The sequence below is a fragment of the Ramlibacter albus genome (assembly GCF_014297445.1).
Classification (GTDB): Bacteria; Pseudomonadota; Gammaproteobacteria; order Burkholderiales; family Burkholderiaceae_C; genus Ramlibacter; species Ramlibacter albus.
In genome coordinates this window covers 154,713-175,267 of the sequence record NZ_JACORU010000012.1, presented here as the reverse complement: position 1 = coordinate 175,267, position 20,555 = coordinate 154,713, and the positions used below count along the sequence as shown (strand labels likewise).

18 protein-coding genes and 2 tRNA genes are annotated in these 20,555 nt (G+C 67.5%); 13 read left to right on the top strand and 7 right to left on the bottom strand.

Annotated features, from left to right (window positions below; translation table 11 throughout):
* Positions 1–290 precede the first annotated feature (290 nt).
* Positions 291–1,685, bottom strand: a complete 1,395-nt coding sequence (locus H8R02_RS25270; protein ID WP_187084277.1) for an MFS transporter — start codon at positions 1,683–1,685, stop codon at positions 291–293.
* Positions 1,686–1,690: 5 nt separating this feature from the next.
* Positions 1,691–1,767, bottom strand: a tRNA-Arg gene (locus H8R02_RS25265).
* Between the two features lie 43 nt (positions 1,768–1,810).
* Between H8R02_RS25265 and H8R02_RS25260 the strand changes: the two genes are divergently transcribed.
* Positions 1,811–4,369 carry a hybrid sensor histidine kinase/response regulator gene (locus tag H8R02_RS25260; protein WP_187084276.1) on the top strand — a complete coding sequence of 853 codons (2,559 nt, stop codon included), beginning with the start codon at positions 1,811–1,813 and terminating at the stop codon, positions 4,367–4,369.
* A 10-nt stretch (positions 4,370–4,379) separates the two neighbouring features.
* On the opposite strand, the gene H8R02_RS25255 is transcribed toward H8R02_RS25260, so the two are convergent.
* A tRNA-Pro gene (locus tag H8R02_RS25255) sits at positions 4,380–4,456 on the bottom strand.
* Between the two features lie 39 nt (positions 4,457–4,495).
* Here H8R02_RS25255 and H8R02_RS25250 point away from each other — a divergent pair.
* Genes H8R02_RS25250 through H8R02_RS25235 form a run of 4 tightly spaced genes read left to right on the top strand, consistent with a single transcriptional unit; the run spans position 4,496 to position 7,048 of the window.
* Complete coding sequence (locus tag H8R02_RS25250; protein ID WP_187084275.1) at positions 4,496–4,936, top strand: C4-dicarboxylate ABC transporter substrate-binding protein; 441 nt, start codon at positions 4,496–4,498, stop codon at positions 4,934–4,936.
* Positions 4,929–6,404, top strand: coding sequence for a TRAP transporter large permease subunit (locus H8R02_RS25245; RefSeq protein WP_187084274.1), 1,476 nt, complete (start codon positions 4,929–4,931; stop codon positions 6,402–6,404). The genes H8R02_RS25250 and H8R02_RS25245 overlap by 8 nt, the downstream gene beginning before the upstream one ends.
* A 39-nt stretch (positions 6,405–6,443) precedes the next feature.
* Positions 6,444–6,719: a type II toxin-antitoxin system Phd/YefM family antitoxin gene (locus H8R02_RS25240; RefSeq protein ID WP_187084273.1), complete on the top strand. Its 276-nt coding sequence runs from the start codon at positions 6,444–6,446 to the stop codon at positions 6,717–6,719.
* Positions 6,716–7,048, top strand: coding sequence for a type II toxin-antitoxin system RelE/ParE family toxin (locus H8R02_RS25235; protein ID WP_187084272.1), 333 nt, complete (start codon positions 6,716–6,718; stop codon positions 7,046–7,048). The genes H8R02_RS25240 and H8R02_RS25235 overlap by 4 nt, the downstream gene beginning before the upstream one ends.
* Here H8R02_RS25235 and boxB read toward each other — a convergent pair whose 3' ends face one another.
* Genes boxB through H8R02_RS25220 form a run of 3 tightly spaced genes read right to left on the bottom strand, consistent with a single transcriptional unit; the run spans position 7,049 to position 11,028 of the window.
* Positions 7,049–8,473 carry a benzoyl-CoA 2,3-epoxidase subunit BoxB gene (gene boxB, locus H8R02_RS25230; RefSeq protein WP_187084271.1) on the bottom strand — a complete coding sequence of 475 codons (1,425 nt, stop codon included), beginning with the start codon at positions 8,471–8,473 and terminating at the stop codon, positions 7,049–7,051.
* A 3-nt stretch (positions 8,474–8,476) separates the two neighbouring features.
* The gene (gene boxC / locus H8R02_RS25225) at positions 8,477–10,168 is read right to left on the bottom strand and encodes a 2,3-epoxybenzoyl-CoA dihydrolase (RefSeq protein WP_187084270.1); all 1,692 of its coding nucleotides are present in this window, start codon (positions 10,166–10,168) and stop codon (positions 8,477–8,479) included.
* Positions 10,165–11,028: a helix-turn-helix transcriptional regulator gene (locus tag H8R02_RS25220; RefSeq protein ID WP_187084269.1), complete on the bottom strand. Its 864-nt coding sequence runs from the start codon at positions 11,026–11,028 to the stop codon at positions 10,165–10,167. The genes boxC and H8R02_RS25220 overlap by 4 nt, the downstream gene beginning before the upstream one ends.
* A 98-nt stretch (positions 11,029–11,126) precedes the next feature.
* Between H8R02_RS25220 and H8R02_RS25215 the strand changes: the two genes are divergently transcribed.
* The 8 genes from H8R02_RS25215 (at position 11,127) to H8R02_RS25180 (ending at position 18,416) form a co-directional block, all read left to right on the top strand.
* Positions 11,127–11,600, top strand: coding sequence for a flavodoxin domain-containing protein (locus H8R02_RS25215; protein ID WP_187084268.1), 474 nt, complete (start codon positions 11,127–11,129; stop codon positions 11,598–11,600).
* 33 nt (positions 11,601–11,633) lie between these two features.
* Positions 11,634–13,205 carry a benzoate-CoA ligase family protein gene (locus tag H8R02_RS25210; protein WP_187084267.1) on the top strand — a complete coding sequence of 524 codons (1,572 nt, stop codon included), beginning with the start codon at positions 11,634–11,636 and terminating at the stop codon, positions 13,203–13,205.
* A gap of 84 nt (positions 13,206–13,289) precedes the next feature.
* The gene (locus tag H8R02_RS25205; protein WP_187084266.1) at positions 13,290–14,477 is read left to right on the top strand and encodes an ABC transporter substrate-binding protein; all 1,188 of its coding nucleotides are present in this window, start codon (positions 13,290–13,292) and stop codon (positions 14,475–14,477) included.
* Entirely contained in the window at positions 14,474–15,100 is a 627-nt protein-coding gene (locus H8R02_RS25200; protein ID WP_187084265.1) for a LysE family translocator, read from the top strand. Before H8R02_RS25205 ends, H8R02_RS25200 begins: the two co-directional genes overlap by 4 nt.
* Before the next feature lie 9 nt (positions 15,101–15,109).
* A complete protein-coding gene (locus H8R02_RS25195; RefSeq protein WP_187084264.1) occupies positions 15,110–15,973 on the top strand; it encodes a branched-chain amino acid ABC transporter permease in 864 nt (287 codons plus the stop codon).
* Entirely contained in the window at positions 15,970–16,962 is a 993-nt protein-coding gene (locus H8R02_RS25190) for a branched-chain amino acid ABC transporter permease (RefSeq protein ID WP_187084263.1), read from the top strand. Before H8R02_RS25195 ends, H8R02_RS25190 begins: the two co-directional genes overlap by 4 nt.
* Complete coding sequence (locus H8R02_RS25185) at positions 16,955–17,710, top strand: ABC transporter ATP-binding protein (RefSeq protein ID WP_187084262.1); 756 nt, start codon at positions 16,955–16,957, stop codon at positions 17,708–17,710. The genes H8R02_RS25190 and H8R02_RS25185 overlap by 8 nt, the downstream gene beginning before the upstream one ends.
* The gene (locus H8R02_RS25180) at positions 17,703–18,416 is read left to right on the top strand and encodes an ABC transporter ATP-binding protein (protein WP_187084261.1); all 714 of its coding nucleotides are present in this window, start codon (positions 17,703–17,705) and stop codon (positions 18,414–18,416) included. Before H8R02_RS25185 ends, H8R02_RS25180 begins: the two co-directional genes overlap by 8 nt.
* Before the next feature lie 3 nt (positions 18,417–18,419).
* Here H8R02_RS25180 and H8R02_RS25175 read toward each other — a convergent pair whose 3' ends face one another.
* Positions 18,420–20,390, bottom strand: a complete 1,971-nt coding sequence (locus tag H8R02_RS25175; RefSeq protein ID WP_187084260.1) for a hypothetical protein — start codon at positions 20,388–20,390, stop codon at positions 18,420–18,422.
* Between the last annotated feature and the right edge of the window lie 165 nt (positions 20,391–20,555).

Here is a 20,555-nt window from a genome sequence, read left to right as displayed (position 1 = left end):
GGAGAAAAAGGATGGGCGCTGCTACATCTACGCGACAGGCTCGGAGCCAAAAGCGAGTTACCTGCATACGCCCCTCCTGCCCGGGGTCTCCGGACAAACGAACAATACAAGCGAGTTATGGCGCGGGGCCGCGAGGCCTGCCGGCGTGGGGAATTCGGGAGCGGCCGCGCAGCGGCTGCGCCGAACGTCGTAGCCATCGCGCCGCGGACCGGCCGGGCGTGGCGTTGCCGCGAGGTCGAAGAGCGCAAAAACCGAAGAGTGGCGAGAAATTGGAATCTGACCCCAATTGTTTAGCCCTTCACAGCGCGCACGCGCAGCGCGCTGAACACCGCGGCCGCCGCAGCCATGAACGCACCGACAGCCAGCGCAATCGTGGGGCCATGCTGCGCACCCGCAAAACCGAACACGATGCCCACGAGCACCGCGCCAAGCGACTGCCCCGTCAAGCGCGCCGTGCCGAGCATCCCGCTCGCCGCCCCGGCCCGCGCAAGCGGCGCGCTGGTGACGATGGTGTGATTGTTGGGGGACTGGAACAGCCCGAATCCCGCACCGCACAGCGCAAGCCGCCACGCGAAGTCGAAGCTGGTTGGATGCGCAGGCAGCAGCGCGAGCAAGGCAAGGCCCACCGCCAGCAGCACGAGCCCGACGCCACCCAGCAAGCCCGACGGATGCCGCACCATCAGCTTCCCCGCAATCGGCGCCGAAACCACGATGCCCGCCGGCCACGCCGTGATCAACAGCCCCGCCTGCAGGTGCGAGAACCCATGCCCCTGCAACAGCAGGAACGGCAGCGCCACGAAGCTGACCGTCTGCGCCGCGAACGCCGCGATGGAGGTGCACATCGACAACGCGAACACCGGGATGGCCAGCAGGTCGATCGGCAACAGCGGCATCGGGCGCCCGCGCTGGCGGCGCACATAGATCACCGCCACGACGACGCCCGCAGCGAGCACGCCCACCGCCGGCAGCGGCAGCCCGGACTCGTGCGTGCGCCCATGTAGCGCCAGCGCATCGGCGCCGAGAAAAATGAGCGAGAACGTGAGGATGTTCAGCGCGACGTCCGCCCACGCCAGCGGCGTGCCCTTGCGAGCCGAGTGCGTGTTGAACGGCAGCGACTTGCGCCCGAAGAACACGACCAGCACGCCGAGCGGCACGTTGATCGCGAAGAGCCACGGCCACGACGCCACCGACAGCACGGCCGCCGCGATCGTGGGCCCGGCAACGGAACCGCTGGCCACCACCACCGAGTTCAAAGCGATCGCGCGGCCCAGCATCGACGACGGAAACGTCAGCCGCACCAGCGCCGAATTCACCGACATGATCCCCGCCGCGCCCAGGCCCTCGAGGGCGCGCGCGGCCGCGAGCATGGGCAGGTTGCGCGAGAACAGGCAGGCCAGCGAGCCGATCGTGAACACCACCACGCCGGCGAGGTACACGCGGCGGTACCCGATGCGGTCGCCCAGGTTGGCCAGCGGCAGCAGCAAGGCCAGGATGGCGAGCTGGTAGGCCGTGACCACCCACACGGCGGCGGACGCGCTCGCGCCGAGGTCGCGCGAGATGTCGGGCAACGCGAGGTTGACGATGCTCGCGTCGAGCACCGACAGCGTGATGCCGAGGATGATGACGGCGAATGCCTGGTAGCGGGCCGGGGCGGGCAGCCCATCTTCGGACGCCGGTGGGGTCATGGTGCTGGCCTGCCCGGAGGGAGTCGAACCCCCGACCCACAGCTTAGAAGGCTGTTGCTCTATCCAACTGAGCTACGGGCAGAAAAGAGGATGCGCGGATTGTGGCACGGCGGCAGAATGCAGCTTTGCAACCGCCCAGCTGCATGACCGGCGCCTCCACCCCCACCGCTTCAACCGCCGCCCGCACCCTGGGCGACCCGCTGCACTCCAGCGTGCTGGTGGTGTACATCGGCGCGGCGCTGCTGGCGGTGGTGCTCATCGCCGCGGTGGCCGCCGGCTGGCTGCTCAAGGAGCGCGAGGTCGTGGCCTGGTCCAAGCAGCTGCAGTCGCTGGCGCTGGTGGTGGCCGAGGAGGTGGGCGTGAACCTCTCGGCCGCGCAGCTGGTGCTCGACCAGGTGGTGGACAGCATCGACGATATCGCGCTGGCCGATCCTGCCAATTACCCCGCGCGCGTCTCCACGCGCGAGGTCCACAAGATGCTGGAGGAGCGCTCCGCCGCCGTGCCGCACCTGGACGTCGTCACGATCGTCGACGCCAACGGCAAGGTGCTGAACTACTCGCGCGCGTTCCCGCCGCCGCAGCTGGACGTGGCCGACCGCGACTACTTCCTCGTGCACCGCGGCTCGCCGCGTGTGGGCCAGCACCTGAGCCTGTCGGTGCGCTCCCGCGGCACGGGCCACTGGGTGTTCTACCTCAGCCGCCGCATCAACGGGCCGCAGAAGGAGTTCCTCGGCGTCGCCACGGTCGGCATCTCGGTGCAGAGCCTCACCGACTTCCACGGCCGCCTCGGCCAGAATCTCGGCCGCGACGCCAGCATCTCGCTGCTGCGCGACGACTTCGTGATGCTGGCCCGCTGGCCCAACGGCGACGCCGTGATCGGCAAGAAAAGCGCCACGGGCAGCACGCACCAGGTGGTGCAGGTACAGGGGCGCAAGGAGGGGGTGATCCTCGTCTCGGGGCCGCGGCTGGACGGCAGCAACCCCTCGGAGCGCATCGCGGCGGTGCGCGTGGTGGACCGCTTCCCCGTGATCGTGAACGTGACGGCGACGAGCGACCTGTACCTCACGGGCTGGCGCAATGCGGTGGCGGTGATCGGTGCCCTCACCCTGCTCGCCGCTGCGGTCGTGGGGCTGTCGACACTGCTGCTGTACCGGCTGATGGCCCGGCGCGAGGCGGACCTCGAACGGCTGCGCGAGCTCAAGCGCGAGGCCGAACAGGCGAGCGACGCCAAGTCCTACTTCGTTGCGGCGGTGAGCCACGAGCTGCGCACGCCGCTCAACGGCGTGCTCGGCATGGCGGACATCATTGCCGACGGCGAGCTGTCACACGACCAGCGCCGCAACCTCGAGATCCTGCGCAGCAGCGCATCGTCGCTGCTGCGCACGGTGGACGACGTGCTCGACTTCTCCAAGATCGAGGCCGGCAAGCTGCAGCTGCGCCCGCGCGACTTCAGCCTCAAGCACCTGTTGCGCGACCTGCACGACCTGTTCTCCTCGCGCGCCAGCGCCAAGGGCCTGCTGTTCGCGATGAAGCAGTCCGAAGGCGTGCCCGACTGGGTGCGCGGCGACCCCGAGCGGGTCTACCAGATCCTCGTCAACTTCCTGGGCAACGCGCTCAAGTTCACCGAGAAGGGCCAGGTGGGCCTGTACGTGCTGCCCGTCGCCGCACCGGGCGCCGAGAACCGCGTGCGCTTCTCAGTGACGGACACGGGTGTCGGCATCCCGCGCGAGGCGCAGGCGTCGCTGTTCGCGCCTTTCAGCCAGGTGGACCCCGGCACGACGCGCCGCTTCGGCGGCACGGGCCTCGGCCTGGCGATCTCGCGCCAGCTCGCGGACCTGATGGGTGCGCAGATCGGCTTCGAGAGCTCCGAGGGCATCGGCTCGCACTTCTGGGTGGAGATCCCCCTGTCGCCGGCCGAGCACGTGCCCGCACCCGACGAGATCGTCACCGATGATTCGGCGCCGCCCGTCCCGAACGCGCGTGCCCTCGTCGCGGAAGACAACGCCACCAACCAGCTCGTGGCCGCGCGCCTGCTCAAGGCGATCGGCATCGACGACGTCACGATCGTCTCCAGCGGGCAGGAGGCGCTGCAGCGGCTTGCGGCCGAGCGCTTCGACCTCGTGCTGATGGACTGCCACATGCCCATCATGGACGGCTACCAGGCAACCCGCCGGCTGCGCCAGCAGGGCCTCTCGGTGCCCGTGATCGCGATGACGGCCAACGCGATGGCGGACGACCGCCAGCGCTGCCTCGAGGCCGGCATGAACGACCACCTCGCCAAGCCGGTGGCGCTGCACACGCTGCAGGAGGTGGTGTACCGCTGGCTGCCGCGCGTGCTGGACGCTCGCGCCGCGCTCACGCGGCTGGAACAGGACGAGCCCCTGTACCGCCAGGTGCTGGAGACCGCGCTCGGCGACATCCCCCGGCAGCTGGAGAGCCTGCGCACCGCGGTGAAGGAAGGCCGCGTCGCCGACGCCGTGCGCAGCGTGCACGGCCTCAAGGGCGCGGCGGATACGGCGGGCGGCACGCAGCTGGCGATGCTGTGCGGCGCCATGCAGGCGCGGCTGGAGCTGCAGGGGCCGGTGGCGATGCAGGCGCGCTCGGTGGACGAAATCGCGGGGGCGGTGGATGCCTTCTCGAAGGCCGCGACGGCCTGGCTGGAAGGGGCCGCAGCCACGGCCTGAGGGGTTGGGTTGGTCGGAGCGAGAGGATTCGAACCTCCGACCCTCTGCTCCCAAAGCAGATGCGCTACCAGACTGCGCTACGCTCCGACGAAGCCCATTGTACGTTGGAGGCATACACTGCCGGGCATGCACCGCCTGCTCCTGCATACCTCCGCATGGCTGGTGCTGCCGCTCGCGCTGCTGCTGGCCGCGCAATGGCCGCTGCGCGACGTGGTGGCCGCCGGTTCGCGGCAGGCGAACGACCTCGCCCAGCTCGTCTTCGCGGTGTACATGGCCGTGGCCGTGAGCGCGGCCACGCGGGCGGATGTGCACCTCGCTGCGCGAGCCCGCCACGCCGGCGGCGGCCGTGCGCGGGCCTGGGCGCTCTTCATGTGTGTCGTGCCCTGGGCGCTGTTCGTGCTCGTCGCGTCGCTCGCGCCGCTGTGGTCGTCGCTGCAGCAGCTGGAAAGATTCCCGGAGACGATGAACCCGGGCTACTTCGTCATCAAACTCGCGCTGGCCTTGATGCTGTTGCTCGCGCTCGCGGACGCCGCCACGGCGGTCGGCCGGGCGCGCGGCCATGGCTAGCGCCGGGCTGTGGATGCTCGTGGCGCTGGGCGCCTTGACCGTGGCCAGCGGCCTGCCGGTCTGGGCACTGCTCGTCGGCGTGGCGAGTGCCTTCGCGCTTGGCGGCCTTGCAGCCGGCGCCTTCGGCAGCGCGGTGCTCTTCACCGTGCCCGGCCGCCTGCTGAACCTGCTCGACCACGACCTGCTGCAGGCGATGCCGCTGTACGTGTTCATCGGCGTGCTGCTGCAGCGCCTGCCGCTCGGCGATGCGCTGTTCGCCTGCGGGCGCCGCCTGCTGCGGGGCACCGGCGCGGCGCCGTCGCTGTCCGCGCTGGCCGTGGGTGCGCTCGTTGCGCCCATGAACGGCTCGGTCGCGGCGAGCTCCGCCCTGCTTTCTCGGCTGGTCGGGCCGCAACTCGCCGCGATGCCGCCCGCACGCGCCATCACGCTGGCAAGCGTCGCCGCGACCATCGGCGTGGTGGTGCCGCCCTCGCTCGTGCTGATCCTGCTGGGTGACGCGATGCTGCGCGCGCACACCGAGGCGAGTAACCTGCCCGGTTACACGCAGGGCACGCAGCGCATCGTGAACACGCAGGATGTGCTGCATGCGGCGCTGCTGCCGGCGTGCGCGGTGCTGCTGCTGTGGGCGGTGGTTGCGTGGTGGCAGGGGCGGGTGGTGGCGCAGGCGAGTGCCGGTGCGCAGGCTGACCCCGCTCGGGCGTCGGGCGCACCCCGGTCCGCGCAGCCGACCTCGCGCGAATGGCTCCTTGCTGCCGCGGCCACACTGGGCATCTTCGCGCTGCTCGCGGGTGTCTTCACCGGCCGGCTGTTCGCCGTCGAAGCCGCGGCGACCGGCGCATGCGTGCTCGTCGCATGCACGCTCGCGTGGCGTGCCCTTGGCGCGGCGCAGTGGTCATCCGTCCTGCAGGACACGCTCGCCCTGAGCGGTGCCCTGTTCGCCTTGCTCGTCGGCGCAACGACCTTCAGCCTCGTGTTCCGCCTGTTCGGCACCGACCGCTGGCTGGCCGCGGCCGTGCTCGGTTCGCCGTGGCCGCCGCTCGCCACGGCCGCAGTCGTGCTCGCCGGCACGGCGTTGTGTGCGTGGGTGCTCGACGCGTTCGAGATGATCTTCGTCATCATCCCCATCGTCGCGCCGCTGCTGGTGGTGCAGATGGGCGATGCGCAGCAGGTCGCCGTGCTGCTGCTGCTGGTGCTGCAGGCGAGCTTCCTGCTCCCGCCGCTCGGCTACGCCGTGCTGATGGCCCGCGCGCAATCGAAGCTGCCGCCGGTTCGCACACGCGACCTCGTGCCGGCCCTGGCTCCCTTCATCGCGGCGCAGTTGCTGGTTCTCGTGGCGGTGTTCTCCTGGCCTTCGGCGGTGCACCACCTCGACGCCGCTGCGGCCGCGCCCTCGGCTGCGCCCAGCGAGGACGAAGTCACCCGGCAGATGCTGGAGATGTCGAAGCCGGTGGAGGACGAAAAAAAGTAGCCGTTTGGCATCGGACCGGAAAAAGACTATATTCGGTCCATGCGATATTCCAGCCAGGTCAGGCCCATCAGCTATGTGAAGGCCAACGCGGCCCAGGTCATCGAGCGCCTCAACGAGACGCGCCAGCCGCTCGTGATCACGCAGAACGGGGAGCCTGCGGCCGTGCTGCAGGACATCGCGTCCTACGAGTCGGACCAGGAAGCATTCGCCTTGCTCAAGATCATCGCGCTGGGCCGCAAGCAGATCGAGGAAGGAAAAGGCATCCCCGCCAAGGAAGCCTTTGCAGCAGTTCGCCGCCGGCGCGCTGCGCGATGACCGCGAGGTACGCAGTCATCCTCACACCCGACGCGGCCGCAGATCTCGAGGAGATCCACGAGTACATCGCCACGCACGATGCCCCAGCGAAAGCGGACCACGTGCTTGGCAAGATCGAAGAGGCCGTCATGGGCCTCGAGCGGTTGCCGCAGCGCGGCGCACCCGTCAAGGAACTCGCCGCCTTGGGCGTCCGCGATCATCGCGAGACATATTTCAAGCCCTATCGCATCGTCTACCAGGTGATCGCACAGCAAGTCGAGGTTTACCTGATCGCCGATGGACGCAGGGACATGGCGACGCTGCTGGAGAAGCGCCTGCTGCGCCCCTGATCAGAGCTTCACGTACTCGTATTCCACCGGTTGCGCATTGATGCCGCGGTCCGGCGGCGCGATCCAGGCGGCCATCTTGCCGGGCTCGGTGACGCGCTGCATCAGGCTCTTGACGAACTTGAGGTCCTCTTCGGTGAAGAGCCACTCGTGCTTGCGCGCCTCGAATTCCGCGGCGGTGATCGGGTTGCCCTGCGGGTCGGTGTGCAGGCCGGCCCACGCGCCGACGTTGCGGCGGAAGCGGATGGACGGCAACTTCAGCTCGAACGGCACGCCCGCGCGCTTGATCGCCATGTTCCAGCGCGTCACGCCGACGTTGCAGTCCTTCACGTACTCCAGCCGCGTGATCTCGTTGATGCCGTTGCGCACGGAGATCGTCTCGTCCTTCACGCCGCCCTTGCCGTCGGACACCTGGATCGTCATCGACGTGTCGGCTTCCACGTGGTCGGCGAACTTCGATTCGTCCGGCCGGCCCTTGATGCCGTTGCTGAAATAGTTGGCCGCGTTCGACGAAGCCTCGCTGCCGAACAGGTCCAGCGACGACGTGAACCAGAAATTCATGAAGCGCTGGATGGTGGGCAGGTCGATGGCGCCGTGCTCGCGGATCTTCTTCCAGTCGTCTGTGTCCAGCCCCTTCATCACTTCCAGCGTACGCTTGATCACGCGGCCCACGCCCGTCTCGCCTACGAACATGTGGTGGGCTTCCTCGGTCAGCATGAACTGGCAGGTGCGCGAGAGCGGGTCGAACGCGCTTTCGGCCAGCGACTTGAGCTGGAACTTGCCGTCGCGGTCCGTGAAGTACGTGAACATGAAGAACGACAGCCAGTTGTCCATGGGCTCGTTGAACGTGCCCAGGATGCGCGGCTTGTCCGGGTCGCCGCTGTGGCGCTCGAGCAGCTCCTCGGCCTCCTCGCGGCCGTCACGGCCGAAGTACGCGTGCAGCAGGTACACCATAGCCCAGAGGTGGCGGCCCTCCTCCACGTTCACCTGGAAGAGGTTGCGCAGGTCGTAGAGCGAGGGTGCGGTGTGGCCGAGCAGGCGCTGCTGCTCGACGGACGCGGGCTCGGTGTCACCCTGGGTCACGATGAGGCGGCGGAAGGTGGAGCGGAACTCACCCGGCACTTCCTGCCAGGCGTCCTGCCCCATGAAGTCGCCGAAACCGATCTTGCGCTCGGCCTGCCGGTCCGCCAGGAAGATGCCCCAGCGGTAGTCGGGCATCGGCGTGTACCCGTATTGCGCCCAGCCGGACGCATCGACGCCGACGGCGGTGCGCAGGTACACGTCCTTCGCGTTGAAGTCGCTCGGGCCCATCTCGTCCCACCAGCGCAGGAAGGCGGGCTGCCAGTGTTCGAGTGCGCGCTGCAGCTGGCGGTTGTCGCCGAGGCTGACGTTGTTGGGGATCTTGGCCTGCAGGTCGATGGTGCTCATGTCTTAAATCCGCTTCCAGTCAAACTTTGCTTTCTTGCCCGTGCCGAACAGCTTCAGCGCGCCGTCTTCGCCCACCGCATTCGGGCGGATGAAGATCCAGTTCTGCCATGCGGAGAGGCGCCCGAAAACGCGCGTCTCCATCGTCTCCTTGCCGGGGAAGCGCAGCGAGGCTTCCATGCCGGTGAGCGCATCCGGTGAGAGCGACGCACGCTCTTCGAGCATCAGGCGGATCTCGTCGGCCCAGTCGATGTCGTCCGGCGTGAGCGTGACGAGGCCCAGTTCCAGCGCCTGGTCGGCACGGATCGGGCTGTCCTGCAGGCCTTGCAGCTGCGCGACGGTGTCCGCGTCTTCGTTGAAGCGCGTCTGCAGGCGCGTGAGGCCGTTCACTTCCGGGTAGCGGCCGAAATTCGCGGGCGACAGGCGCAGCACGGGCGCGGCATCGGGCGAATCCGGCAGGTCCAGCATGTAGATGCGGTCGCAGGCCAGCGCGAGCTCGTAGAACGTGCCGGCAAAGCAGGAGCCTTCGTCCACCAGCGCGATCAGGGAGCGGCTCGTCACGTCGAGACGTGCCAGCGTGCGGCGCAGCGCGCCCAGCGTCTCGCGCACCAGCCAGTGCGACTTGAGCGATTCGAGCGTGGCATCGGCCTGCATCACGAGGTTGGCATCGCCGCGCGTCTTGATCACCCAGGTGCCGATCTCCAGCTCGTTGGTGCGCAGGTTGAGGATGGCGTCGTCGAGCTCGCGCGTGAGTTTCAGCGGCCACCAGTTCGCGCCGGCGGCGACGATCGCATCCGGCGCGTTCTCGATGGCCTTCGACGGCGCATTCACCGTCAGCGTGGCGATGCGCGTGCCGCGGTCCACCTGCACGTCGACGACGTCGTAGTGGTAGCCCTGCTCGTCGATGCGCGCGCGCACCGGCGTGAGCTCGATGCCCTTGTCGGCACCGCCGCGCGTGGACTGCTTCTTCAGCGCCTCCACTTCCGCGGCGACGAGCTGCGGGAACTGCTGCGGCTTGGCATGCGCGTCGATCAGCTTCCAGTCCTTGGCCCGGTCCGCACGCACGCCTTCGCTCGTGGTGCAGAAGATGTCCGCGAGGTCGCGGCGCACCTTGCGCTTGTCGGTCACGCGCGTCAGGCCGCCGGTGCCGGGCAGCACGCCCAGCAGCGGCACTTCGGGCAGGCTGACGGTGGAGGAGCGGTCGTCCACCATCACGATGCGGTCGCAGGCGAGAGCCAGCTCGTAGCCGCCGCCCGCGCACGCCCCGGTGACGGCCGCCACGGACTTCAGGCCGTCGTGGCGCGAAGAGTCTTCCAGCCCGTTGCGCGTCTCGTTCGTGAACTTGCAGAAGTTCACCTTCCACGCATGCGTGGACAGGCCCAGCATGTAGATGTTGGCGCCGGAGCACCAGATGCGGTCCTTGCCGCTTTCGAACACCACCACCTTCACCGCGGGGTGCTCGAAGCGGATGCGGTTGAGCGCGTCGTTCAGCTCGATGTCCACGCCCAGGTCGTACGAATTGAGCTTGAGCTTGTAGCCGGGCTTGATCCCGCCGTCCTCGTCGATGTCCAGCTTCAGGCGCGCGACGTCGCCCTCCACCGAGAGCTTCCAGTGGCGGTACTGCGAGGGGTGCGTGGCGAAGCTCACGAGCTCGCGCTCGCCCTGCTTGAACAGCAAGGGTTCGGTGACGGCGTTCATGGAACTGCCCTTTCGAGGTCTTTCAGGGATTGCTTGACGGTGCGCGCCGCGGTGTCCACCACGGCGTCGGCGCGCGCATAAAGGGGTTCGCGGCTGGCGAGGATGCGGCGGATGTCGTCCAGCGCCTCGTTCGTCGCGCCACGCGTGGAATCGAACGGCCGCATGTCGCCCTGCGCGACGACGCGGGTCATGTGTTCTTCGGGGCTGGCCTTGACCCACACGCAATAGAAGTGGCTCTGCAGCAAATCGAACGTCTCGCGCTCGCTCACGATGCTGCCGCCGGTGGTCATCACCACGCCGTCGGCATGCTCCTCGGCGATGCGCAGCAGCGCGCGGCGCTCGTAGCGGCGGTAGCCGGCCTGGCCGTGCAGCAGCAGGATCTCGCTCATGCTGGTGCCGGCTTCGCGCTCGATCTCGCGGTCCAGCTCGATGAAGGGCACGCCGCGGTCCTTCGCCAGCTGCTCGCCCAGCGTCGACTTGCCCGCGCCCCGCAGGCCCACGAGCGCGATGCGCTTCTCGCGGCCCTTCGCATCGGCGAGGCCGAAGCTGGTGGCCAGCAGCGTGTACGCCTGGTCGAGCTGGCCGTCGTCCAGCCGCGCGAGCAGCGAGTGCACGCGCGCCAGCGCCGGCTTGGGCGCGTCCTGCAGCAGGTCGAGGATGGTGATGTTCAGCGCGCGGGCCGCGGCTTCGAGCGAGTTGATGGAGACGTTGCCCTTGCCCGTTTCCACGTCGGCGAGGAAGCGCTCGGACAGGCCGGAGTCGTTGGCGAGCTGCTTGCGCGTCATGCCGCGGCGTGCGCGCCAGGCCCGGACGCGGCCGCCCAGCTCGGCGAGCGTGGCGCGTTCCTCGTTCTCGGTCATGAGCGGCATCGTTCCGTGCAATGTTTGACGTGGATCAAGATTGCAGTATACTTCCGCTAATTCGACTGTCAAGCAGTTTACTGCAGGAATACGATCCCATGAAGCTCAAGATCCTCGTCGGCACCATGACCAGCACCGCGGACTTCGTCGCACAGGCGATCCAGATGGATTGCGCCGACCTGGTGGACGAGATCGAGATCGTGCTGATGGACGGTTTGGACATCAACGTGTTCGACGAAGATGCACTTTATCTCATCTGCACATCCACGTACGGCTCCGGGGACGTGCCGGACAACGCGCGCAACCTCTATGACTCGCTCGATCTGCAGCCCAAGTACCTGGGCCACGTGAAGTACGGTGTGATCGCGCTGGGCGATCGCACCTACACGCAGACGTTCGCGTTCGGCGGCAAGAAGTTCGATGAGCGCTTGCAAGGGCTCGGCGCGCAGCGCATCGGCGATGTGTTCATCCACGACGCGAGCGCGGGGACGATGCCGGAAGAATTGGGGACTGCATGGTGCAGGGAGTGGCTGCCGACGGCGCTGGCCGCAATGACAAAGACACCGGCGTAAACCCAGACGTCGGCATCACGAGGAGACAACCGGATGCACCTGAGCCAAGCCGACCACACCGTCTCGCCACCGCGCGTGGACATCCCCCGCGACTACAACGCCGCGCACGACCTCCTCTCGCGCAACGCATCGCGCTCATCGAAGGCCGCATTCGTCGACGCCACCACGGGCGCGCAACTCACCTTCGGCGAGCTCACCGAACAGTCCCACCGCTTCGCCAACGCCCTGCGCGGGCGCGGCTTCGGCCCCGAGACGCGCGTGATGGTCGCGATGCTCGACACGCTCGAATGGCCGGTCGTCTTCCTCGGCTGCATGCTCGCCGGCGTCGTGCCGATCGCGGCCAACACGCTGCTGCCCACCAAGGACTTCGAGTTCATGCTGCGCGACTCGCGCGCGCAGGCGCTGTTCGTCTCCAGGCCGCTGCTGCCCACCTTCGAGCCCCTGATCGGCACGATCGACACGCTGAAACACGTGTTCGTCGCCGGTGGCGACGGCGACAACTCGGTGGCCGCGCTCGTGAAATCCGGCAGCGCGCAGCAGCAAGTGGCCGCCACCTGCAGCGACGACGCCTGCTTCTGGCTGTACTCTAGCGGCTCCACCGGCACGCCCAAGGGCACGGTGCACCTGCACAGCCACCTCGTCCAGACCGCCGAGCTCTACGCACGCCCCATCCTCGGCATCCGCGAGAACGACGTCGTCTACTCCGCGGCCAAGCTGTTCTTCGCCTACGGGCTGGGCAACGCCCTCACCTTCCCGCTGGCGGTCGGCGCCACCGCGCTGCTTCTACCCGTGCGGCCGACGCCTGCGGACGTGTTCAAGGTGCTCAAGGAGCTGAAGCCCACGATCTTCTACGGCGTGCCCACGCTCTTCGCCGCCCTCCTCGCGGACCCGAACCGGCCGAAGCGCGCCGAGGTGAACATGCGCGTGTGCACCAGCGCCGGCGAGGCGCTGCCCGCCGACATCGGCAAGCGCTGGACCGAGGAATACGGCTGCGAGATCCTCGACGGCATCGGCTCCACCGAGATGCTGCACATCTTCCTGTCCAACCGGCCCGGCCAGGTGCGTTACGGGACGACCGGCGTGGCCGTCCCGGGCTACGAGCTGCGCATCGTCGGCGACGACGGCAAGGAATGCGCCGATGGCGAGATCGGCGAGCTGCAGATCAAGGGCCCGAGCTCGGCGCTCTATTACTGGAACAGCCGCGCCAGGACGAAGGCCACGTTCGCCGGCGACTGGACCCGCAGCGGCGACAAGTACACGCGCGACGCCGACGGCTACTACACCTACGGCGGCCGCACCGACGACATGCTCAAGGTGGGCGGCATCTACGTTTCGCCCTTCGAGGTGGAAGCCTGCGTGATGACCCACCCCGCCGTGCTCGAAGCGGCCGTGATCGGCGTCAACGACAGCGAGGGCCTCACCAAGCCCAAGGCCTACGTGGTGCTCAAGCAGGGCCAGCAGGCCTCGGCCGAGGACATCCAGGCGCACGTGAAGAGCCGGCTCGCGCCGTACAAGTATCCTCGGTGGGTCGAGTTCGTGCCCGAGCTGCCGAAGACCGCCACGGGGAAGATCCAGCGGTTCAAGCTGCGCGCCTTGGCCGGTTGAGGGTTATTCATGTGGCGCGGGCGCGCGACTTCGGGTAAAAATGCTTTAAGCCTAAACTAAATCACCCACGAAGGAAGAAACGCAATGACCACCCGCCGCCTCGTCCTCGCCCGCGGTGCCGCCGTCGTCGGCGCCGCGTCCACCGGCCTGCTGCTGCCCGAGATCGTGCGGGCGCAGTCCAACAGGATCCGCGTCGGCTTCATGCTGCCCTACACCGGCACGTTCGCGCAGCTGGGCGTGGCCATCGAGAACGGCGTGCGCATGGCCATCAACGAGAAGGGCGGCAAGCTGGGCGGCCGCGAGATCGAGTGGTTCAAGGTGGACGACGAGTCCGAGCCGTCCAAGGGCGTCGAGAACGCCAACCGCCTCGTGCAGCGCGACAAGGTCGACGTGCTGATCGGCACCGTGCACTCGGGCGTGCAGATGGGCATCCAGCGCGTCGCCCGCGAAAGCGGCGTCCTCAGCCTGATCCCCAATGCCGGCGTTCACGCCGCCACGCGCGCGCAGTGCGCACCCAACGTGTTCCGCACCTCGTTCACCAATTCGCAGCCCACGCTGGCGCTGGGCAAGCCGATGATGGACAAGGGCCTGAAGCGCACCGCGTGGATCACGTGGAAGTACGCGGCGGGCGACGAAGCCTTCGAGGGCTTCAAGGACAGCTACACCAAGGCCGGCGGCACCATCGTCAAGGAGCTCGGCCTGCCCTTCCCCAACGTGGAGTTCCAGGCGCTGCTCACCGAGATCGCCTCGCTCAAGCCCGACGCGGTGGCCTGCTTCTTCGCGGGCGGCGGCGCGGCCAAGTTCATCCGCGACTACGCGGCCGCCGGCCTGAAGGACAAGATCCCGCTGTGGGGCTCGGGCTTCCTGACCGAGGGCGTGCTCGACGCCGCCGGCCCGGCCGCGGACGGCATCATGACCACGATGCACTACAGCGACTCGCTGGACACGCCGCGCAACAAGCAGTTCCGCACGGCCTACGCCACCACGTTCAAGATGCAGCCGGACGTCTACGCCGTGCAGGGCTACGACACGGGCCTGCTGCTGGCGCAGGGCGTGGCCGCGGTCAAGGGCGACATCGGCAACAAGCAGGCGCTGTACAAGGCGCTGGAAACCCAGACCATCGACAGCCCGCGCGGCAAGTGGACGATGAGCAAGTCGCACAACCCCGTGCAGGACATCTACCTGCGCCGCGTCGAGAACAAGGAAAACAAGGTGGTCGGCATCGCGGCCAAGGCGCTGGCGGACTCGGGCGCCGGGTGCAAGATGGCGTGACGGCCTCGACGTATCTCCTTTACCTCGCAGCCGTGGTGCTGCTCATCCTGGCCCCCGGGCCGACCATGCTGATGTGCATGACCAATGCCATCAACCATGGCCGGGGGGCCGCGATGGCGTCTTCCTTCGGTGCACTGGCGGCGAGCGTGTGCATCATGGCGCTGTCGGCGCTCGGCCTCGGTGCGCTGCTCGCGGCGTCGGAGGCCGCGTTCACCGTGTTGAAAGCGATCGGCGCGGCCTATCTCATCTGGCTCGGGATCAGGACGTTCCGCAGTGGCGGCGGCGCGGGCCTGCAAATTGCAAGCGATGTGCCGGTGCAGACACGCTCCATGTTCCTGCAAGGCTTCCTCGTCGGCGCGAGCAACCCGAAGGCGCTGCTCTTCTTCGCGGCTTTCTTCCCGCAGTTCATCGATCCCACCCAGCCCGTTTTCGCGCAGTTCGCCATCCTCTCGGGCACGTTCGTTTTCGGCGACTTCCTGATGCTCACCGCCTGCGCGTTCGGCGTGGGCTACGTCGCGCCGAAGCTGCGGCAGGCGCACGTGGTGCGCTGGATCAACCGGGTTTGCGGCGGGCTTTTCACCTTGATGGGCGGGTTGCTGTTGTTCTCGCGCCGGAGCGCCTGAAAACAGCGAATGGACGTCGCCAACTTCCTCATCCAGATCCTCAACAGCGTGCAGTACGGGCTGCTGCTGTTCATGCTGGCGGCCGGGCTGACGCTCATCTTCGGGATCATGGGCGTCGTGAACCTCGCGCACGGCAGCTTCTACATGCTGGGTGCGTACCTCGCGTGGTCGCTGTCGTCGATGACCGGCAGCCTCGCGCTCGCGATCGTCGGCGGCGCGGCGCTGTCGGTGGTGTTCGGCCTGCTCCTCGAACGCGTGCTGTTCCGCCACTTCTATCACCGCGACCACCTCGACCAGGTGCTGCTGACGTTCGGCCTCATCTACATCTTCGAGGAAATGCGCTCGATCCTGTGGGGCGACGACGTCCACGGCGTGAAGATCCCGGACGTGCTCTCGGCCTCGATCCCGCTCACCGACAACCTCTCCTACCCGGTGTACCGGTTGTTCATGTCGGGCGTGTGCATCGTGCTCGCGCTGGGCCTGTACTTCCTGATCTCGAAGACGCGGCTGGGCATGAAGATCCGTGCCGGCGCGTTCAACCGCGACATGACGGAGGCGCTGGGCGTGAACATCAAGCTCATTCACGCCATCGTGTTTGCGCTGGGCGTGGGCCTGGCCACCGTGGCGGGGATGATCGCATCGCCGATCTCCAGCGTGTACCCGAACATGGGCTCGCAGGTGTTGATCATGTGCTTCGTGGTGGTGGTGATCGGGGGCATCGGCTCGGTGCGCGGCGCGCTCATCTCCGCGCTGCTCGTCGGCCTGGTCGACACCTTCGGCAAGGTGCTGCTGCCGCAGGTGGCGGGCATGCTGGTCTACATGCTTATGGCCGCTGTCCTGCTGTGGAAACCTGAAGGCCTGTTCAAGCAATGAGCGCCGCGAAAGCCAACCTCGAGACGCTCCCGCGCAGTCTCCAGATCGTGCTGGGGCTGGCGTTCGTCGCGCTCGCGGCGTTCCCGCTGATGGCGACCGACTTCTACGCGCAGATGGTTGCGCGGATGATGATCCTCGCGATCTTCGCGATGAGCCTGGACCTGCTGCTCGGCGTGACCGGCCTCGTGTCGCTCGGGCACGCGGCGTTCTTCGGCCTTGCCGGCTATGCCATCGCCTTCCTCACGCCGCAGGGCGAGGCGGTGAGCCTGTTGTGGACGCTGCCCGCGGCCGTTGCGGCTTCAGGGCTTGCGGCGCTCGTCATCGGCTTCTTCGTGGTGCGCACGCACGGCATCTACTTCATCATGGTCACCATGGCGTTCGCGCAGATGGTGTTCTACCTGTTCTTCGACAACAAGGTGCTGGGCGGCTCGGACGGCCTGTACATCAACTTCAAGCCCAACGCCCACCTGTTCGACCTGGAGAACAAGCTCGTCTTCTATTACTTCACGCTGGCGGTGCTGCTGCTCGTGTACCTGTTCCTGCGCCGCCTGCTCTTCAGCCCCTTCGGCCGCACGCTCGCGGGCATCCGCGTCAACGAGCACCGCATGCGCGCGATGGGGTTCGGCACCTTCGGCTACAAGCTCGCCGCGTTCACGCTCGCGGGTGCGCTGGCGGGACTTGCCGGTTTCCTGTGGGCGGCGCAGACGGGCTTCGTGAACCCGGAGCTGATGGGTTTCCACATGAGCGCGCACGCGATCATGATGGTGATCCTCGGCGGCATGGGCAATTTCGCCGGCGCGATCGCGGGGTCGTTCGCGTTCGAGTGGGTGCTGCACGAGTTCAAGGACCTGCCTTCGATCGGCGGCTTCAACACGGGCAAGCACTGGCAGTTGTGGATGGGCCTGTTCATCGTCGGCGTGGTGGTCCTCGCGCCGCGCGGCCTGCTCGGCCTGGCGGAGCGGGTGCTGCGGAGGAAGCGCGATGAGTGAGGTGCTTCTTTCAGCGAAGAACCTCACCAAGCGTTTTGGCGGCCTGGCCGCTGTGAACGACGTGTCGCTCAACTTGTGGCGCGATCGCATCCATGCCGTGATCGGCCCCAACGGCGCGGGCAAGTCGACGCTGACGAACCTGCTCTCCGGCGACATCGCGCCGACCTCCGGCAACGTGACGCTCGGCGGGCAGGACGTGACAGGCTGGAACCCCGAGCGCATCTCGCGCGCGGGGCTGGGGCGCAGCTACCAGAAGACGAACATCTTCCTGCCGTTCACCGTGTGGGAGAACGTGCGGCTGGCGGCGCAGTCGCGTACGCCGCACGCGGCGCGTTGGTTGTCGCTTGCATCGAGCGTGCGCGAGTCGAACGAGCGGGCCGAGAAGGCGCTGGAGCTTGCGGGCCTGACTTCTCGCCGCGACTCGATCGCAGGCGCAGCAAGCCACGGCGAGCAACGCCAGCTCGAGATCGCCATGACGCTCGCGACGGATCCGCAGGTGCTGCTGCTGGACGAACCGCTGGCCGGCATGGGCACCGCCGAAGCGGAGCGGATGGTACAGCTGCTGCTGAAGCTCAAACCCCAGCACGCGATGATGCTTGTCGAGCACGACATGGATGCGGTGTTCGCCCTTGCCGATCACCTGACCGTGATGGTCAACGGGCAGGTGATCGCCAGTGGAACCCCGTCGCAGGTGCGCAACGACGCGGCCGTGCAGTCGGCGTACCTCGGTGAGGAAGAGCATGGCTGAACGGCTCATCGACGCGAAGGGCCTGCACACCTACTACGGCTCGAGCCACGTCCTGCGCGGCATCGACTTCCACGTCGACCGCGGCGAGACCATCGGCCTGATGGGCCGCAACGGCATGGGCAAGAGCACGCTGCTCAAGACGCTCATGGGGCTCGTTCCCGCAAGGGAGGGCACGGTCACCGTTGCCGGCAAGGACGTCACCAGCAGGCCGTCGTACGAAATCGCCCAGCTCGGCATTGCCTACGTGCCCGAAGGCCGCGGCATCTTCGGCAACCTGAGCGTGAAGGAAAACCTCGTGATGGCCGCGCGGCCGGGCACGAGGGGCCAGCGCGACTGGACCTATGACCGCGTGCTCGACACTTTCCCGCGCCTGGCCGAGCGAATCCACCACGGCGGCCAGCAGCTGAGCGGCGGCGAGCAGCAGATGCTGACCATCGGCCGCGCACTGATGACCAACCCCGACGTGCTCATCCTCGACGAGGCGACCGAGGGCCTCGCGCCGCTGATCGCGCGCGAGATCTGGCGCATCTGCTCGCTCATCCGCGAGAGCGGCATCTCCAGCGTCATCGTCGACAAGAACTGGAAGCACGTCACCCAGGTCACCGACCGCAACGTCATCCTCGTCAAGGGTGAAGTGGCCTACGAAGGCACGTCGAAGGCGCTGCGGTCGCAGCCCATGCTGCTCGACCAGTACCTCGGCGTGTGAGCGTCAGTCGACGTCGGGCACGCTCGAATTGTTGGGTTTGTGCTTCGTCTGGTGGGCATGCACGCGCTCGTTGTCGGCAAAGCGGCCCGTCCGGTCGCGCATTGACTGCAGGCGGCGCCTGGCTTCGCTCTTCGGCAGGGCCTTGAGGTTCTGCGGATGGTTGTGGTCCTTTGCGTCGAAGCGCTTCTTCGCGCCGGGTTGCGGCGCGTACTTCTCGGGCAGCCCGGCCTTGCCCTTGGCTTTTTCCCTGGGCGTGCCTTTGGCGGGCGCCTTTGTCTCCACCGGGCGCGCGGTTTGCGAATCACCCGCTGCCGCGGCCGTCCGCTCTCTCGCGGCCTTCGCCACCTTGAATTGCTGCCACTTCTTTTTCAGGCCCGGGGCCATCGCCACGGGCGTTGCACCTGTGGCTGCCGTTGATGTTGCCGCTGTCGACGCCGCTGTCGATGCCGCTGCCGTTGCAGTTGCAGTTGCAGTTGCAACCGGCTCACCCATGGCGCCCAAAGCTGAGGTCCTCGTCCCTGTGGCTGCAGCCGGTGTGGCCGCCAGGGCGGCAGCCGAGGCGTGCCACTCGATCAGCGCGGCCCGGACGGGGCTGCCGACTCCGAGCGCCAGGGGCGCTTGTGGAACGAAGTGGTCCAGCAGTTCACCGATCGGCTCATCGTCGAAACCCGCGTCCTCTCCGGCAAGCCGCAGCTGGTCCCTCACGCGCAGGAGCTCTTCAAGGCGGTCGGCATTGGCTCGCAGCGCAAGCGCAGGCTCCATCAGGCAGTCGAAGAAGTCCCTTCTTCCCTCTTCCGTGAACCTCACTGCAAGCCGGGCGATTCCCAGCATGACGTCGTCCCCCGACTGAACCGCCGCATTGTGTTCGGCGCCCCAGCGGCAGCGCGAGAGGTGACCCAGGAACAGGAATACCTGTTTCACGATCCAGTTCACGTCGTCATGGCTGACGACCAGTTGCTGCAGCTTGCCGGGTGGCAGGAGAAGCATCAAGGCGGTTGCGGAAGCGGCAGGCATGAAGGACGCCACACCGATGCTCGTGAGATCGACATTCTCGTAGCAGTCGAGCACCCAGTCCAGATGGGCAAGCAGATCGTCCGACAGCGACGGGTCGCGCCGCAGCGCGCGCATCATGCCGGTCGGTGCAGCCTCCAGCAGCTTTTCGTTGCAGGCCATGCGCCCCAGAACCTCCTGCAGGTCTTCCCGCGTGAAGGGAGGTGAGTGCGGGGGCTCTTGCGTCGTCACCATCTCGTAAAAGGCCTGGTCGATGGCGCACATCCAGCAGTCGAGATTCGCCATGTGGGCCGCGTCCAGGTTGGCCTGCATCGCGCGGAGTCTCTGCAGTGTGATCCCGATCTCGGTCGACGTATCGGTGCCGGCGGGCAGACCGAGGCTCAACTTGTCCTCCTGCGCACGGAACTCTGCGCAAGGCAGCCCGGTGGCCGCCGCGAGGTCCTTTTTCAGGACCATGAACTCGCCCAGCTTCAGTGCGCCACAGGCGGTCTTGTCGGCCCTGCACCTGTGAGTGCACCTGACCACCAGCGCGGTGACGTAGCGCGTTGCACAGTCCTGCCAGGCCAGCCGGTCCCGCGGGCGCCAGGCCTGCGGTGGGCGATTGTGCAGCAGGTGCTGGAAGAGGTTCTGGTAGAGGCGATCCATGTGCAGCGGCGAGTTCAGGTCGAGACGCTTTTCAGAGCCGCAGCTGACGATGCCGTCGACGAAGTCGATGTAGTGCTTCCCGGTCCTGAACGCCTCCTGGACAACCGCCTCCATTTGCGCGAGCGAATATTTATGCGCGCTGGCCGACGGCGCCGTGTCGTCGCGCGGCCAAATCCTCAATGGCGCCAACGGCGCTGGTTCCCTTGCGGGCGGCCGGGAAAAGCCTGCTTCGTGCGCCTTCGGCGCGGGCTTGTCTGCCTTGTCCTCGCCGTGGGTTCGCGTGGTCTGGGGGGATTTCTGCGCACCGGTCACTTTCATCAGCTTGCCTCCATGATCTGCGATGGCTGAGTTGCAAGCCGGACTGTTCGGTTCCCTGCAACGGCTGGCCCGCCGCCGCCCGTTGCGCGTGTAGGCAAGCACCTACGGCACCAGTACGGCCGCTCCTGCACGGCGGAGCACACCGCACTTCCAGAATGGCCAGTT

Coding starts and splice junctions, on each gene's coding strand:
- H8R02_RS25270 (WP_187084277.1), bottom strand. CDS start 1,685: ATGACCCCACCGGCGTCCGAAGATGGGCTGCCCGCCCCGGCCCGCTAC.
- H8R02_RS25250 (WP_187084275.1), top strand. CDS start 4,496: ATGCACCGCCTGCTCCTGCATACCTCCGCATGGCTGGTGCTGCCGCTC.
- H8R02_RS25245 (WP_187084274.1), top strand. CDS start 4,929: ATGGCTAGCGCCGGGCTGTGGATGCTCGTGGCGCTGGGCGCCTTGACC.
- H8R02_RS25240 (WP_187084273.1), top strand. CDS start 6,444: ATGCGATATTCCAGCCAGGTCAGGCCCATCAGCTATGTGAAGGCCAAC.
- H8R02_RS25235 (WP_187084272.1), top strand. CDS start 6,716: ATGACCGCGAGGTACGCAGTCATCCTCACACCCGACGCGGCCGCAGAT.
- boxB (WP_187084271.1), bottom strand. CDS start 8,473: ATGAGCACCATCGACCTGCAGGCCAAGATCCCCAACAACGTCAGCCTC.
- boxC (WP_187084270.1), bottom strand. CDS start 10,168: ATGAACGCCGTCACCGAACCCTTGCTGTTCAAGCAGGGCGAGCGCGAG.
- H8R02_RS25220 (WP_187084269.1), bottom strand. CDS start 11,028: ATGACCGAGAACGAGGAACGCGCCACGCTCGCCGAGCTGGGCGGCCGC.
- H8R02_RS25215 (WP_187084268.1), top strand. CDS start 11,127: ATGAAGCTCAAGATCCTCGTCGGCACCATGACCAGCACCGCGGACTTC.
- H8R02_RS25210 (WP_187084267.1), top strand. CDS start 11,634: ATGCACCTGAGCCAAGCCGACCACACCGTCTCGCCACCGCGCGTGGAC.
- H8R02_RS25205 (WP_187084266.1), top strand. CDS start 13,290: ATGACCACCCGCCGCCTCGTCCTCGCCCGCGGTGCCGCCGTCGTCGGC.
- H8R02_RS25195 (WP_187084264.1), top strand. CDS start 15,110: ATGGACGTCGCCAACTTCCTCATCCAGATCCTCAACAGCGTGCAGTAC.
- H8R02_RS25190 (WP_187084263.1), top strand. CDS start 15,970: ATGAGCGCCGCGAAAGCCAACCTCGAGACGCTCCCGCGCAGTCTCCAG.
- H8R02_RS25185 (WP_187084262.1), top strand. CDS start 16,955: ATGAGTGAGGTGCTTCTTTCAGCGAAGAACCTCACCAAGCGTTTTGGC.
- H8R02_RS25180 (WP_187084261.1), top strand. CDS start 17,703: ATGGCTGAACGGCTCATCGACGCGAAGGGCCTGCACACCTACTACGGC.
- H8R02_RS25175 (WP_187084260.1), bottom strand. CDS start 20,390: ATGAAAGTGACCGGTGCGCAGAAATCCCCCCAGACCACGCGAACCCAC.